The sequence below is a fragment of the Kocuria sp. CNJ-770 genome, assembly GCF_001942375.1.
In the GTDB taxonomy this organism is placed as follows: Bacteria; Actinomycetota; Actinomycetes; order Actinomycetales; family Micrococcaceae; genus Kocuria; species Kocuria oceani.
Map to the genome: position 1 here is coordinate 76,749 of NZ_MKJW01000122.1, position 13,340 is coordinate 90,088.

A 13,340-nucleotide genomic window follows, 5' to 3' on the forward strand; every position below is an offset into this window, starting at 1 on the left:
CTCAGCGCGGCGCGAGGGCGTCCAGGACGGCGGGCAGCCGCGTGATCCCGTCCCGGCCGCGGAAGTGCCCGGCCCCGGGCACCACCTGCAGCTCGGCGTCCAGCCGCGCCGCGAGGGCGTCGGTCGCGGCCGGCGGCACCGTGGGGTCGTCGTCGGAGCGGAGCACCAGCCGGCGCCGCACGTTGGCGCGCACCGCGGCGACGTCCACGTCCTCGGCGAGGAACGCGTCGAGGGACGGCTCGCTCTCGAGCGGGCCGGTGAAGCCGGCCACGAGCACGAGTCCGCCCAGCGCCCAGGGCTGCGGCAGGCCGGCGAGGTGGCGCAGGATCGTGATGCAGCCCAGGCTGTGGCCGACCAGGTGGACGTGCTCGTCGGGCTCCCCCACCGCCCGCGCCACGGCGGCCTGCCACGCCGCGGGTTCCGGCGCGGAGGGCTCGGGCAGCTCCAGGACCTCGGCGCGCACGCCGTCGGCGGCCAGCGCCGCCCGCAGCCACGGGAACCAGTGCTGGTCGGGGGCGGCGTCGTAGCCGTGCACCACCACGACGGTGCGCACCGCCGGGCCCGGAGCGGTCATCCGGAGATCTCGGGCACGGCCACGATGATCCGGTGGTTGGAGCGCTCGCAGAGGTACATCTCCTCGGTGCCGTCGGGCACCGGTCCGCCCTCGGGCCACTGGTCCTCGGGGATCTGGCGCAGCGGTCCTCCGCAGGACGGGCAGATGGGGTCCATGGTCGTCTCCTCCAGGGTCGGGTCGCGGGCCCGGGTGCCCGTGGGGCGAGCTTCCCGCAAATCGGCGCCGGTCACAACCGCCCGCGCGCAACGGCCCGATGCGGATGCCCGCCACCGCCCCTGTGGTCCTACCATGGGCTGTGGCACGTGCCACACCGGCTGCCCCGACCCCCGGAGGACCCCCATGACCGTCGCCGACCACCGCCCCGTCGCCACCGGGGCACTGCTGGAGGACCTGCGGACCTGGTGCGGCCGGGACGCGGTCGTGGACTCGGAGCTCGAGCACCGCGCACTGGCCCACGACGCCTCGCACTACCTGCTGCAGCCGGCCGCGGTGGTCCGCCCCCGCTCGGCCGCGGACATGGGCAACCTCTTCCGGACGGTGTCGCGGCACGGGCTGGGTCTGACCTTCCGCTCCGGCGGCACGTCCCTGTCCGGGCAGGCGGTGACCGACCAGGTGCTCGTGGACGTGCGCCGGAACTTCCGGGACGTCGAGGTGCTCGACGGCGGCCGGCGCGTGCGGGTGCAGCCGGGGGCCACGGTGCGCCAGGTCAACGCCCGGCTGGCTCCCTACGGGCACAAGCTGGGCCCGGACCCGGCCAGCGAGGCGGCGTGCACGATCGGCGGCGTAGTGGCGAACAACTCCTCCGGCATGGCCTGCGGGACCCGGGCCAACACGTACCGCACGCTCGAGTCCATGGTGGTCGTGCTGCCCTCCGGGACCACCGTGGACACCGCCGCACCGGACGCGGACGCCCGCCTGCGGGCGCTGGAGCCCGCGCTGCACGCGGGGCTGCTGCGGCTGCGCGAGCGGGTCCGGGCCGACCCGGCGTCGGTGCGCACGATCGAGCAGCAGTTCTCGATGAAGAACACCATGGGCTACGGCCTCAACTCGTTCCTGGACCACGACGAGCCGGTCCGGATCCTGGAGCACCTGCTGATCGGCAGCGAGGGCACGCTGGGGTTCGTGGCGCGGGCGGTCTTCCGCACGGTGCCGATCCTGCCGTTCGCCTCGACCGGGCTGCTGGTGTTCCCGGACCTGGCCTCGGCCACCCGCACGGTCCCCGCCCTCGTGGGAACGCACTCGGCCACCGTGGAGCTGCTGGACGCCACGTCCCTGAAGGTCTCCCAGCGCACGGGCCTGGCGCCGGCGCAGATCATGGACGTGGCCGTGGACGAGCACGCGGCGCTGCTCGTGGAGTACCAGGCGCCACCCCGGAGGAGGAGCGGGAGCTCTCCGCGGCGGCCGCCGGGCTGTTCCGCTCCCTGGACCTGGCCGCGCCGGCCGCCCTGACCGACGACCCCACGGCCCGGGCCGCCCTGTGGACGGTGCGCAAGGGCCTCTACACCACGGTGGCGGGCAACCGGCCGAGCGGGTCCAACGCGCTGCTGGAGGACGTCGTGGTCCCCGTGCCCGAGCTGGGCGAGACGTGCGAGCAGCTCACCGCGCTCTTCGACGCCCACGGCTACCGGGACTCGGTGATCTTCGGTCACGCCAAGGACGGCAACGTCCACTTCATGCTCAACGAGCAGTTCGACCGCCCGGACCTGCTGGCCCGCTACGAGCGCTTCACCCAGGACATGGTCGCCCTCGTCCTGGACCACCGGGGGTCCCTCAAGGCCGAGCACGGGACCGGGCGCAACATGGCCCCGTTCGTGCGCCGCCAGTACGGCGACGAGCTCTACGACGTGATGGTCGAGCTCAAGCGGCTGGTGGACCCGGCGGGGCTGCTCAACCCCGGGGTGCTCCTCAACGAGGACCCCGCGGTGTACGTGCGCGACCTCAAGACCGCGCCCACGGTGGAGCAGGAGGTGGACCGGTGCGTGGAGTGCGGCTACTGCGAGCCGGTGTGCCCGTCCAAGGACATCACCCTCACCCCGCGCCAGCGGATCGTGGGCCGGCGGGAGATCGCCGCCGCCGAGGAGCGCGGGGACGCGGCGCTCGCCGCGCGGCTGCGCGCGGAGTACGACTACGAGGGCCTGCAGACGTGCGCGGTGGACGGGATGTGCGTGACCGCCTGCCCGGTGCTGATCAACACGGGTGACCTGGTGCGCCGGCTGCGGGCGGAGAACCACAGCCGGGTGGCGGACGCCGGCTGGGGCGCCGCCGCGAGGGCCTGGGGCGCGACGACGACGGGGGCGGGGCTCGGCCTGACCGCCGCGAAGGCCCTGCCCACCGCGCTGCCGGCCGCCGCGACCGCCGCGGCCCGGGCGGTGCTCGGCGCCGAGCACGTCCCGCAGTACAAGGACGAGCTGCCCGCGGGCGGCCCCGCCCGGCCGCGCCGGCAGGACGCGGGCGCGGAGGCGGTGTTCTTCCCCGCGTGCATCAACACCATGTTCGGGCCTCGGACGGCGAGGGCCCGACGGCGTCCCAGGCCTTCCTGGCGCTGTGCGACCGCGCGGGAGTGCGCGTCACCGTCCCGGAGGGCATCGGCAGCCTGTGCTGCGGCACGCCGTGGAAGTCGAAGGGCCTGCCCAGCGGCTGGGCCACGATGTCGCAGCGCACCCTCGCCGCGCTGTGGGAGGCCTCCGGGCAGGGCGCGCTGCCGGTGGTCTGCGACGCCGCGTCCTGCACCGAGGGCCTGGAGACCATGGCGGAGCTCGCGGCGGCCTCGAGCGAGTACCACGCCCTGCGGTTCGTGGACGCGGTGGAGTTCGTCGCCGACCGGGTGCTGGGGAGGCTGCGGGTGACCCGGCCCGTGGGCTCCATGGCGCTGCACCCCACCTGCTCCAGCGTGCACCTGGGCGTCACCGGGGCCTTCGAGACGATCGCGCGGGCGATCAGCGAGGACGTGGTCGTGCCGAAGGCCTGGGGCTGCTGCGCCTACGCCGGGGACCGCGGCATGCTGCACCCGGAGTTCACCGCCTCGGCCACGGCGGCCGAGGCGCGGGAGGTCAACCAGCGCCGCTTCGACGCCTACGCCTCCCTGAACCGCACGTGCGAGCAGGGCATGACGGAGGCCACCGGGCACGCCTACCGGCACGTCCTGGAGCACCTGGAGGCGGCGACCCGCTGAACCGGCCCGCCCGCGTTAGGTTGTGCGCAATTGAGTTGCGTGCAACCATGAGGGCATGGATGCAGACCTCCGGCTCGACGCGCAGCTGTGCTTCGCGCTCTACGCGGCCTCCCGGGCCACGACCGCGGCCTACCGCGAGCCGCTGGCGGAGCTCGGGCTGACCTATCCGCAGTACCTGGCGCTGCTGGCGCTGTGGGAGCAGGACGGGCAGACCGTCACCGAACTGGGCTCCCGCCTGCGCCTGGACAGCGGCACGCTCTCCCCGCTGCTGAAGCGGATGGAGACCGGCGGGCTGCTGGAGCGCCGCCGGGGCCGTGCGGACGAGCGCCGCGTCACCGTGCACCTCACCGCGGCCGGCGACCGGCTGCGCGAGCGCGCCCCGGACGTGCAGCGCCGCGTCCTGGAGGCCTCCGGGCTCACCCCGGAGGAGATGGCCACCCTGCGCCGGCTGGCCCGGCGGATCGGCGCGGCCGACCCCGGAGCCGCCGCGTCAGGGGCCGCCGAGCCAGGAGCCGCAGGCCCCCGGGCCACCACCCCGGACTCCCCTGTGCCCGGGGTCGTCCCGGCCCCGTCCACTCCGCTCGCCACCCAGCACACCAGCGAGCGGACCGCCCGGCACCCTACCCAGCACCCCGATCAGCACCCCACCGAGGAGTAAACCCATGCAGACCGTCTACACCGCCGAAGCCCTCGCCACCGGCGCCGGCCGCAACGGCCGCACCCGCACCAGCGACGGCCGGATCGACCTGGGCCTGGCCGTCCCGCAGGAGATGGGCGGCTCCGGCGACGGCACGAACCCCGAGCAGCTCTTCGCCGCCGGGTACGCCGCGTGCTTCCACTCCGCGCTCCAGCTCGTCGCCCGGCAGCAGAAGGTCGACCTGGGCGACTCCAGCGTCGGGGCCCGGGTGGGCATCGGCGCCGACGGCCAGGGCGGCTTCGCCCTGCAGGTCGCCCTCGAGGTCGTCCTGCCGGACCTCGACGAGGAGACGGCCCGGGCGCTGGCCGAGAAGGCGCACCAGGTCTGCCCGTACTCCAACGCCACGCGCGGCAACATCGACGTCGTCGTCGACGTCGCCCAGGACTGACCCGCACCGGCCCTGACGCGGCCCCGCACCCCACCGACCGATCGACGATGGAGCACCGAATGACGCAGCCCACCCGCACCCGCCGGATCACCCTGGCCTCCCGCCCGCAGGGCGCCCCCGTGCCGGAGAACTTCCGGCTCGAGGAGACCGAGCTGCCCGCGCCCGGCCCCGGCCAGGTCCTGGTCGCCAACCGCTGGATGTCCGTGGACCCGTACATGCGCGGACGGATGAACGACGTGAAGTCCTACGTCCCGCCGTTCCAGGTGGACCAGCCCCTCGACGGCGGGGCCGTGGGCGAGGTCATCGCCTCGGACGCCCCGGAGCTGGCGGTGGGGGCCACCGTGCTGCACGGCGCCGGCTGGCGCGAGCACGCCCTGCTGGACGCCGGGGCCGTCACCGTGGTGGACCCGGAGCTGGCCCCGGAGTCCGCCTACCTGGGCGTGCTCGGGATGCCCGGTCTCACCGCGTACGCGGGCCTCATGGGCGCCGCGCGGTTCCAGCCCGGGGACACGGTGTTCGTCTCCGGCGCCGCCGGGGCCGTGGGCTCGCTGGTCGGGCAGATCGCCCGGCTCAGCGGCGCCGCCCGCGTGATCGGCAGCGCCGGCTCCCCGGAGAAGGTGCAGCGGCTGCTGGAGCTCGGCTTCGACGCCGCGTTCGACTACCACGACGGCCCCGTGCTCGACCGGCTGCGCGAGGCGGCGCCCGAGGGCATCGACGTCTACTTCGACAACGTGGGCGGCGAGCACCTCGAGGCGGCGATCTCCGTGCTGAACACCCGGGGCCGGGTGTGCCTGTGCGGGGCGATCTCGCAGTACAACGCCACCGAGCCGCCGGCGGCGCCGCGCAACCTGGCGCTGGCGATCGGCAAGATGCTGAGCCTGCAGGGCTTCCTGGTCGGCGGCTGGCAGGACATGGCCCCGGAGTTCCGCGAGCGGATGGCCGGCTGGCTGGCCTCCGGGGAGATCGCCTGGGACCAGACCGTGCGGGAGGGCCTCGAGAACGCCCCGCGGGCGTTCATCGACCTGCTCGCCGGTGCGAACACCGGCAAGATGGTGGTCAGGCTCTGAGACCCACGGCGTCGCCGCACAGCCGTGCGGCGAGCTCGCGCACCCCGGACACCCTGAGGTCCGGGGTGCGCGCGTATCCCGGCCACGGCGCGCCGTGCCGGTCCGTCCACGCGGTGCGCATCCCGGCCCGGGCTGCGCCGTGCAGGTCCCAGGGGCTCGCCGCGATCATCAGGCACGCTCCAGCGGCAGGCCCCAGACGCCGCTCGCCCAGGCGTAGGCCTCCGGGGCGGGCTTCCAGCACGGGGCGTCGTCGGCGGAGAGGACGTGCTCGAAGTGCTGGCGCACTCCTCCGCGCTCGAGCAGGCCCTCCGCGGTGGCCTCGGAGCCGTTGGTGAGGGCCACGATCCGGAAGCCCGCCTCGGCCAGGGTCGCGATGCCGGGGGCCACGTCCGGGTGCACGGGCAGGCGCTGCATCCCCTCCCGGACGTGGCGCACGGCCTCCTCCACCTCCCGGTCCGGGGCGTGGACGGCGAACAGGGAGCGGGCGACGGCCTCGCCCAGGACCGCGAAGGGCTGCGACTCGCCGTGCACGGCCAGCGCGAAGCCCTCCCGCAGCACCCCGCTCAGCCAGGTCTGCGCGAGCGGGCCGGGCAGCCCCAGCTCCTCGAAGACACCGTGCAGCGGGCCGGTGTCGGAGAGCGTCTCGTTGATGTCGAACACGAGGACCGGTCTCTGGTCGGCGGTCATGCCTGCCCCCTCGCCCTGCGGCACTCCCCGGTGGCGCTCCCCTGCGGAGCCCGTGCTGCCCGTGGTGGCCGTGGTGCCCACAGGATACGGGCGCCCCCGTGGTCCCGCCGTGGAGTGCGCGTCATGAACCGGTTGACAGAGTGGTGGTCATCACAACAAACTAGGGCAACATTTGTTGCCCCCTGGGCATCAACCCCGAGAGCCCCCGGGGACCCCGCCGCCAGGCGGGGGTCCCCGGTTCCACCACGACACGCCAGCAGGAGCTCCCGCCACGAGATCCGCCGGGATGTCCCAGCACGACGATGCGGAGCGCGGACCATGCCAGCTGCCCTGACCGAGGACGACGTCGTCCGAGCCGCCGGCGCGCTCGTCGCGGCGTTCGCCGCCACCGACACGGAGGCGTACTTCGCGGCCTTCGCCGAGGACGCCACGTTCGTCTTCCACACGGAGCCCCACCGGCTGGAGGACCGCGCGGCCTACGAGGCGCTGTGGCGCTCGTGGCTGGACGCCGGGTGGCGGGTGCTCGAGTGCCGCAGCACCGCCGCCCGGGTCCAGGTGCTGGGCTCCGTGGGGGTCTTCACCCACGACGTCCGCACCACGGTCCGCACCCCGGACGGCCCGGAGACCACGCACGAGCGGGAGACCGTCGTCTTCGCCCGCCGGGACTCCGGGGCGCTCCTCGCCGTCCACGAGCACCTCTCCCCCGCCGTCCTGCCCACCACCAGCGCCCAGGAGGGCCGATGAGCTCCCACCCCGCACCCACCGACCGCGCCCCCGGCACCCGGTCCTCCGCCTCCCCCTGGGCCCGTCTGTCGAACCACCTCGACGAGAACACCGACGGCTACGGGCCCCTGCGCGGCACGCTGCCCACCGGGCGGATCACCATGATCTGGCTCGCGGCGAACCTCGTGGTCACCACCCTGCTCACCGGCACCCTCTTCGTGCCCGGTGTCCCCTGGGCCACGGCCCTGGGCCTGATCCTGCTGGGCACCCTGCTGGGCGGGGCCGTGCTGGTGCTGGTGGGCAACATGGGCACCCGCACCGGCCTGCCCACCATGGCGCTGACCAAGGGCGCGTTCGGGCTGCGCGGCTCGTTCCTGCCGGTCGCGGCCAACGTGGTGGTGCTGATGGGCTGGAGCTGGGTGCAGGCGATGCTCGCCGGTGTCACGGTCAACCACGTGGTGGCCCAGGCCACCGGCTTCTCCAGCCCCGTGCTGTTCTCCGTGCTGGCCCAGCTCGTGGTGGTGGGCCTGGCCATCTTCGGCCACTCCGGCATCGCCCGGGTCGAGCCGTGGCTGGCCCTGGTGATCCTGGCGATCATGGCGTGGATCTTCGTCGTCGCGTTCACGACCCACCCGGTCGGGGACTTCCTGGCACTGTCCGCGGACCCGGCCGCCGGCTGGACCTCCGTGTCGGTGCTGGACGTGGTGATCGCCACCGCGATCTCCTGGACGGTGCTCTCCGCCGAGTTCAACCGTCTGGCCCGGACCCAGGCCGCCGGCGTGGTCGGCTCGGCGGTCGGCTACACGCTGTCCACCACTCTCGCCATGACCCTGGGCGCCACCGCGATCGCCTGGGTGGTCCTCGAGGGCGGCGAGGCCGTCCCGTTCGACCCCACCGTGATCGTCGAGGCGTTCGGCGCCCCGCTGGCCGTGGTCGTGTTCCTGTCCGTGATGGCCACCAACACGATGGTCGTCTACGGCATGGTCTCCTCGGTGGTGAACATGGTCCCGTCCTCGCGGATCCGGTTCCTGCCCACCGCGCTGGTGCTCGGTGCGATCTCCGTGGTGGGCGCCACCTGGCTGGGCCTGCTGGACCAGTTCACCGCGTTCCTCACCGTCATCGGGGCGCTCTTCGTGCCCGTCTTCGCGGTGATGCTGGCGGACTACTACGTGGTCCACAAGGCTCCTACGACGCCGACATCCTGCGCGGTCGCGGCGGGAAGTACTGGTACCGCGGCGGGGTGAACCCGGCCGCCGTGCTGACCTGGGCCCTGGGCGCGGTCTTCTCGCTGCTGCTCACCTACGTGCTGGCCAGCCCCGTGGGGGCGACCATCCCCACGTTCGTGATCTCCTTCGTGCTCTACCTCGCGTGGGCCGCGGCGGCCGCCGGATCCGCACGGACCGGCCCGTCTCGCAGCACCTGGCCGACAGCGCCCCCGGGGGCGACACCGAGCCGGAGGCCACCGGTGCGCGTCGTTGACCTGAGCCACCCGGTGCGCACCGGGATGCAGGTCTTCCCGGGAGATCCGCACGTGCGCACGCGCACCGCGGCGACCGTGGCCCAGGACGGCTTCCGCGTCGCGGAGCTGCACCTCGGCACCCACTCCGGCACGCACGTGGACGCCCCTTCGCACACGGTGGAGGGCGGCGCCGACGTCGACGCCCTGGAGCTGTCCTCGCTCGTGGGCCCGGCCCGCGTCGTCGACGTCCCGGGCTGCGCCCCCGGCCGGGTGGTCCGCTGGGCGGACGTGGCCGGACAGCTCGAGCGGCTCGCGCCGGGGACGATCGTGCTCTTCCGCACCGGCTGGTCGGCGCACTTCGGCACCGACCGCTACCTCGAGCACCCGGTCCTGGATCCGGAGATCGCCCGCCGCCTGGTCGCGGCCGGGGTGCGCACCCTCGGGGTGGACACCCTCAACCCGGACCCCACGCCCACCGCGGACGCGACCGACCCGGTGGCGCTGCCCGTGCACGAGGTGGTGCTCGGGGCGGGCGGGGCGATCGTGGAGAACCTCACCGGGCTGGCGGCCGTGGACCGCCCCGGGGCCGTGTTCGCGGCCCTGCCGCTGCGCCTGGCCGGGCTGGACGGCTCCCCGGTGCGGGCGGTGGCGATGTGGCCGGAGATTTAGTCCAGCTTCGACATGTAGAGCGGGTCGGCTCGTCACTCATGAGTCCGACGCCTGAGGACTAATCGCGCCTAAGCCCGAAGCTCTTACAGCGGCCAAAGGTGCTGTCCCAATGGTCGGCCGAGACAGGAAAAGCCAGTAGAGCCCAAGGCACGTCACCGCAAAGGCAATCAGTGGAACCGTTTCTTCGCGCATAAGTACTACGATCCCGAGATGTAGTGCAAATCCCAGAACGGCCGCCTTCACCCGAGTTGATCGAACCCATAGACCGACGGCAAGATAAAGTTCGACAGCCACGGTGGCAACCGCCAACAGCGTGAAAACCCACCAAGGCAATGGTGCCCACACCCAGATAGATAACGGCACTCCCGACAAGAACACCACGCTAATTTTACTGACTGCCGCGAAAAAGTAGCAGACGGAAAGTTGAGTCATCATGAGTAGTTGCGGCCACCACGGTACCTCGCCGTGACGGCGGGACAGAGACCAGGCTGCGTCCGACTGCGCAAAAATGAGGAAGGCCATCAGAAGCGTCATGAGCAGTCGATGACTGCTGTACGTCTGCTGGTCCCAAAAGAGAACGCCCACATTGAGAACCGTGAGAATTGACGCGGCTGGCACCGTGCACCAACCGACCACGACGGCGAACGCTGACACCAGGGCAATCACGAGATAGGCATCAATAAAAGGTTGAGTCGGCGCCGGCAAAATGCCGTGGACTGGCAGACGTATCTTGCCGCTGGCAATTTTGGTCAGCAGCCCGTGAATTTCGAGTGAGTTAATCGCAGTGACAATCCCGAGGCAGATGCGGACCATCGCTATGGGCTCCGGTTTCACGCGAACGTCCATCAGTCGCATAACACGGTGCTCTTGCGCTCGTCCTGCTCCACGATCACCTGCATGGCTTCCGGGGTTTGTTGACAGATCCGGTCGGGTAGCGCCTGCATCCAATTCAGCTCCGGACGCAGCGAACCTGCCACCATGCTGCCCAAGTCGATATCGAGGGCTACTCCCCGCTGGTCCAGCGCTGTCACCTCAGCGCCTCCTTGAGCCGAGTACATCTGGAAACCGAAGCGCGCGGGCGGTTCGTGGAAGAGAGCGATGGCAGGCACTGTGACTTGCAGCGCGATCACGGCGCCGACGACATAACCACATGGACCGGAGCTGAACAGGATGCCCCATCTTTCGGCGCGATTCATAAGGGAATTATGAGACGAAACCACCTTGAGTCACGATTGTAAACGTCGTGTCGCCGTTGTGACGTCTGAGGAATGGTTGTGGGCTCTTTTCGTCAGCCGCCGGCGGCGAGGCGGCCCAGCGGGCTGGTCTCGAAGTCCTCGAGCAGGGCCTGCGGATCCGCGTAGACGGCCACGGCCCCCGCCTCCCGCAGCTCGGTCTCGCTGATCCCGCCGCTGGTCACGCACACGGCGTCGAGTCCGAGCTTCCACGCCGACTCGACGTCCCAGCGGGCGTCCCCCACCACGATCGCGTGCTCCGGGCGCAGGTCCCCGGCCTCCAGGGCCGCGGCGAAGATGTCCGGGGCGGGCTTGCTCTGCTCGGCGTCGGTGGCGGTGGTCACGGCGGTGAGGACGTCGTCGGAGCCCAGGGCCTCGCGCATGGCGGCGACCTCGGTGACGTTCGACGACGACGCCAGCACCACCACCAGGCCGGCATCGGTGCAGCGGCGCAGCAGCTCCGTGGCCCCGCGGGTGGGCTTGAGGCCCGGCCAGTGCACGGAGAAGAGGGCGCCGTGGGCGGCGCCGATGGCGTCGTCCTGGTCGGTGTCCCGGTCGGCGGGGAGCAGCTCGTCGATCAGCTGCTCCGAGCCCATCCCGATGAGCCGGTGGATGCGGTGCATGGGCACGTCGTGCCCGGCCTGGTTGAAGGCGTGCCACCAGGCGACGGTGTGCAGGTAGCTGGAGTCGATGAGGGTGCCGTCGACGTCGAACAGGACGCCGCGCCGGGCCGGCGCGGCGGAGTCGGCGGCGGAGTCGGGGGCGGAGTCGGGGGTCCGGGGAGCAGTCATGGCCTCACCCTTCCACCCGGGGGCCGGGCGGGCAACGGGCTGCGGCGCACGCACGGGGCTCCGCGCGTCCCGGACACCCCGAGCGGACTGGCGATCGCGCCGGACGCCCCCGCGGACAGCACGGCCGTGCGGACCGGCCACCGGGCGGCCGCAGCCCGGCCCTGTCCGGTCACAGCGCCGGTAGCTCCTCGACGGCGCTGCGCGGGCCCTGGCCCTGGTCCGCGGTGGCCGGGCCGAGCGGGAGCTCGCGGGTCTCCTGCCGACCGCCGGCGCCGTCGACCTCCTCGGTCGAGGCCGCGAAGCGCGAGACCACGGCGGCCGCCGCGTCCGTCATCTCGCCCAGGCCCCGGAGGTCGACGTTGGCGAGGTCGTCGCACGAGGCGTGGTAGCAGAAGTCGTAGGCGACTCCGGCCCGGCCGCCGAACAGCGCGGCCTGCTCGACCGTCTTGATCCCCTCGGCGCCCGTGAAGAGGCCGCCGGAGGGGATGCCCTCGGCGACGAACGGCCCGTAGTCGCTGCGGCCGCTGAACTCCGTCTCGCCGGAGGCCAGGCCCGCGGAGCCGAAGTGCTCGTGGAAGGCCGCCTCGATCGCGGCGGAGCCTCCGGGGCCGTCACAGGACCTGCGGGACCCGGCACGGGCGGGAACGCGGAGTGGTCGCCGTCGTAGACGAAGCGTCCGTAGTTCGGGGAGCCGATCATGTCGAAGTTCAGGTACAGCGCGATGTCCCCGAGCGCCCCCGGATCGTTCGCCCTGAGGTCCGCGACGTAGTGCTGGGACCCGCGAAGACCGAACTCCTCCGCGCCCCACCAGGAGAAACGCACGGTGTTGGCGGTCTCCGTGCCCGCGAGAGCCTCTGCGATCGCCAGGATCCCCGCGGAGCCCGAGCCGTTGTCGTTGATCCCCGCCCCCTCGGGGACGCTGTCCAGGTGGGCGCCGACCATCACGGTGTTCCCGGGATCGCCCGTGCCCGTCTCGGCGAGGACGTTGAAGCTCTGCCTCGTCTCGGAGACGGTCTGCGCCGACACGATCACCTCGCCCCCGCCCAGCAGCGCGGTCCCGGCCGCGTAGCTGAGGCCGACGACGGGCACGGTGGCGGCCCCGGGCTCGCCGAGGGTGCCGGCGACCACGCCCTCCTCGCCGGGCAGGCCGGTGTTGAAGATCAGCACGGCCGAGGCGCCGGCGGCCTGCGCGTTGGCCGCCTTCACCCCGAAGGGGCACGTGCCGCGCTGGAGCAGCGCCACGTTCCCTGCCGTGAAACCGGCGAAGTCCTCCGCCTCGCACCCGCTGCTGCCCGCCCCCGGGGCGCCGGTGGTGTCCACGGCCTGGACGGGAGCGGTCACCGTGCCGGAACCGGAGTAGACCATGACGGCCGTCTCCGTCGCGGGCAGCAGCACCGGCGCGCCGTCGGGGCCCCGACGTGCGACCGTCGTGGGGACGACCTCCTGGAAGAACGGGAAGGCGAAGGCCTGGACCCGCGGGGAGTAGCCGGCGGCCCGCAGCCGGCCGACCACGTAGTCCACGCTCCCCCGGTAGCCGGGCGTGCCCGAGGCGCGGGTCCCGCCGTTGGCGTGCGCGACGGCCTGGAGGACCTCGAGGTGCTCCAGGACCTGGTCCGTGGAGACCTCGATGCCCGCCCCGTTCTCCGGCGGCGCGGCGACGGCGCTCGGCGCGGTGAGCGACACGGCGCCGGCCAGCGCGGCGGCCACGGCCCGGTGACGGTGTGTGCGGTGCGGCATGGGTCCTCCCGGGGCCAGTGGCCGATCGGGGGCTCGACCGTGTCCTGCGTCGGCTCCACCGAACGGAGGAGACCTGCGCACAGCATCTCAGCCCCAGGTCAGAGGCACAATGACCTGCCTGATTGTGGCGCGGGAGGCAGCCCC

At 73.0% G+C, this 13,340-nt stretch carries 14 protein-coding genes and 3 pseudogenes; 7 read left to right on the forward strand and 10 right to left on the reverse strand.

Annotation, left to right across the window (positions count from 1 at the left end):
* Position 1 precedes the first annotated feature (1 nt).
* Entirely contained in the window at positions 2-574 is a 573-nt protein-coding gene (locus BJF77_RS14885) for an alpha/beta hydrolase (protein WP_075872637.1), read from the reverse strand.
* Positions 571-729, reverse strand: coding sequence for a hypothetical protein (locus BJF77_RS20865; RefSeq protein WP_187347284.1), 159 nt, complete (start codon positions 727-729; stop codon positions 571-573). The genes BJF77_RS14885 and BJF77_RS20865 overlap by 4 nt, the downstream gene beginning before the upstream one ends.
* 184 nt (positions 730-913) lie before the next feature.
* Between BJF77_RS20865 and BJF77_RS14890 the strand changes: the two are divergent.
* The 4 genes and pseudogenes from BJF77_RS14890 (at position 914) to BJF77_RS14905 (ending at position 5,898) form a co-directional block, all read left to right on the forward strand.
* A pseudogene (locus BJF77_RS14890) lies at positions 914-3,746 on the forward strand (FAD-binding and (Fe-S)-binding domain-containing protein).
* Between the two features lie 55 nt (positions 3,747-3,801).
* A complete protein-coding gene (locus BJF77_RS14895) occupies positions 3,802-4,404 on the forward strand; it encodes a MarR family winged helix-turn-helix transcriptional regulator (protein ID WP_083665187.1) in 603 nt (200 codons plus the stop codon).
* A 4-nt stretch (positions 4,405-4,408) separates the two neighbouring features.
* A complete protein-coding gene (locus BJF77_RS14900) occupies positions 4,409-4,831 on the forward strand; it encodes an organic hydroperoxide resistance protein (protein WP_062735092.1) in 423 nt (140 codons plus the stop codon).
* A 59-nt stretch (positions 4,832-4,890) separates the two neighbouring features.
* Positions 4,891-5,898, forward strand: a complete 1,008-nt coding sequence (locus BJF77_RS14905) for an NADP-dependent oxidoreductase (RefSeq protein WP_075872638.1) — start codon at positions 4,891-4,893, stop codon at positions 5,896-5,898.
* Here the strand turns inward: BJF77_RS14905 and BJF77_RS19645 are convergent.
* Together BJF77_RS19645 and BJF77_RS14910 are read right to left on the reverse strand one after the other, a co-directional pair.
* On the reverse strand, positions 5,888-6,067 hold the full coding sequence (locus BJF77_RS19645) for a hypothetical protein (RefSeq protein WP_083665188.1): 180 nt from the start codon (positions 6,065-6,067) through the stop codon (positions 5,888-5,890). The two genes, BJF77_RS14905 and BJF77_RS19645, sit on opposite strands and share 11 nt — an antisense overlap.
* The gene (locus tag BJF77_RS14910; protein ID WP_083665189.1) at positions 6,067-6,585 is read right to left on the reverse strand and encodes an HAD family hydrolase; all 519 of its coding nucleotides are present in this window, start codon (positions 6,583-6,585) and stop codon (positions 6,067-6,069) included. The genes BJF77_RS19645 and BJF77_RS14910 overlap by 1 nt, the downstream gene beginning before the upstream one ends.
* Before the next feature lie 318 nt (positions 6,586-6,903).
* Here BJF77_RS14910 and BJF77_RS14915 point away from each other — a divergent pair, with 318 nt between their 5' ends.
* Genes BJF77_RS14915 through BJF77_RS14925 form a run of 3 tightly spaced genes read left to right on the forward strand, consistent with a single transcriptional unit; the run spans position 6,904 to position 9,436 of the window.
* Positions 6,904-7,329: a nuclear transport factor 2 family protein gene (locus BJF77_RS14915; protein WP_075872639.1), complete on the forward strand. Its 426-nt coding sequence runs from the start codon at positions 6,904-6,906 to the stop codon at positions 7,327-7,329.
* Positions 7,326-8,552 carry a cytosine permease gene (locus tag BJF77_RS14920; protein ID WP_255396289.1) on the forward strand — a complete coding sequence of 409 codons (1,227 nt, stop codon included), beginning with the start codon at positions 7,326-7,328 and terminating at the stop codon, positions 8,550-8,552. Before BJF77_RS14915 ends, BJF77_RS14920 begins: the two co-directional genes overlap by 4 nt.
* Positions 8,549-9,436 (forward strand): cyclase family protein, encoded by an 888-nt coding sequence (locus BJF77_RS14925; RefSeq protein ID WP_255396290.1) that lies wholly within the window; start codon positions 8,549-8,551, stop codon positions 9,434-9,436. Before BJF77_RS14920 ends, BJF77_RS14925 begins: the two co-directional genes overlap by 4 nt.
* 36 nt (positions 9,437-9,472) lie before the next feature.
* On the opposite strand, the gene BJF77_RS14930 is transcribed toward BJF77_RS14925, so the two are convergent.
* The 6 genes and pseudogenes from BJF77_RS14930 to BJF77_RS22810 form a co-directional block, all read right to left on the reverse strand.
* On the reverse strand, positions 9,473-10,270 hold the full coding sequence (locus tag BJF77_RS14930) for an HTTM domain-containing protein (RefSeq protein ID WP_158041278.1): 798 nt from the start codon (positions 10,268-10,270) through the stop codon (positions 9,473-9,475).
* An 11-nt stretch (positions 10,271-10,281) separates the two neighbouring features.
* Positions 10,282-10,632, reverse strand: a complete 351-nt coding sequence (locus BJF77_RS20190; protein ID WP_139318597.1) for a hypothetical protein — start codon at positions 10,630-10,632, stop codon at positions 10,282-10,284.
* A gap of 92 nt (positions 10,633-10,724) precedes the next feature.
* Positions 10,725-11,459 (reverse strand): HAD family hydrolase, encoded by a 735-nt coding sequence (locus tag BJF77_RS14940; RefSeq protein WP_083665191.1) that lies wholly within the window; start codon positions 11,457-11,459, stop codon positions 10,725-10,727.
* A gap of 169 nt (positions 11,460-11,628) precedes the next feature.
* Complete coding sequence (locus tag BJF77_RS21980; protein ID WP_255396296.1) at positions 11,629-11,793, reverse strand: hypothetical protein; 165 nt, start codon at positions 11,791-11,793, stop codon at positions 11,629-11,631.
* A 36-nt stretch (positions 11,794-11,829) separates the two neighbouring features.
* Positions 11,830-12,267: pseudogene (locus BJF77_RS21100) on the reverse strand (hypothetical protein); the annotation flags it as partial.
* A pseudogene (locus tag BJF77_RS22810) lies at positions 12,174-13,196 on the reverse strand (M28 family peptidase); the annotation flags it as partial. The pseudogenes BJF77_RS21100 and BJF77_RS22810, both read right to left, overlap by 94 nt.
* Positions 13,197-13,340: the final 144 nt, after the last annotated feature.

Coding starts and splice junctions, on each gene's coding strand:
- BJF77_RS20865 (WP_187347284.1), bottom strand. CDS start 729: ATGGACCCCATCTGCCCGTCCTGCGGAGGACCGCTGCGCCAGATCCCC.
- BJF77_RS14895 (WP_083665187.1), top strand. CDS start 3,802: ATGGATGCAGACCTCCGGCTCGACGCGCAGCTGTGCTTCGCGCTCTAC.
- BJF77_RS19645 (WP_083665188.1), bottom strand. CDS start 6,067: ATGATCGCGGCGAGCCCCTGGGACCTGCACGGCGCAGCCCGGGCCGGG.
- BJF77_RS14920 (WP_255396289.1), top strand. CDS start 7,326: ATGAGCTCCCACCCCGCACCCACCGACCGCGCCCCCGGCACCCGGTCC.
- BJF77_RS14900 (WP_062735092.1), top strand. CDS start 4,409: ATGCAGACCGTCTACACCGCCGAAGCCCTCGCCACCGGCGCCGGCCGC.
- BJF77_RS14915 (WP_075872639.1), top strand. CDS start 6,904: ATGCCAGCTGCCCTGACCGAGGACGACGTCGTCCGAGCCGCCGGCGCG.
- BJF77_RS14940 (WP_083665191.1), bottom strand. CDS start 11,459: ATGACTGCTCCCCGGACCCCCGACTCCGCCCCCGACTCCGCCGCCGAC.
- BJF77_RS14910 (WP_083665189.1), bottom strand. CDS start 6,585: ATGACCGCCGACCAGAGACCGGTCCTCGTGTTCGACATCAACGAGACG.
- BJF77_RS14885 (WP_075872637.1), bottom strand. CDS start 574: ATGACCGCTCCGGGCCCGGCGGTGCGCACCGTCGTGGTGGTGCACGGC.
- BJF77_RS14905 (WP_075872638.1), top strand. CDS start 4,891: ATGACGCAGCCCACCCGCACCCGCCGGATCACCCTGGCCTCCCGCCCG.
- BJF77_RS21980 (WP_255396296.1), bottom strand. CDS start 11,793: ATGACGGACGCGGCGGCCGCCGTGGTCTCGCGCTTCGCGGCCTCGACC.
- BJF77_RS20190 (WP_139318597.1), bottom strand. CDS start 10,632: ATGAATCGCGCCGAAAGATGGGGCATCCTGTTCAGCTCCGGTCCATGT.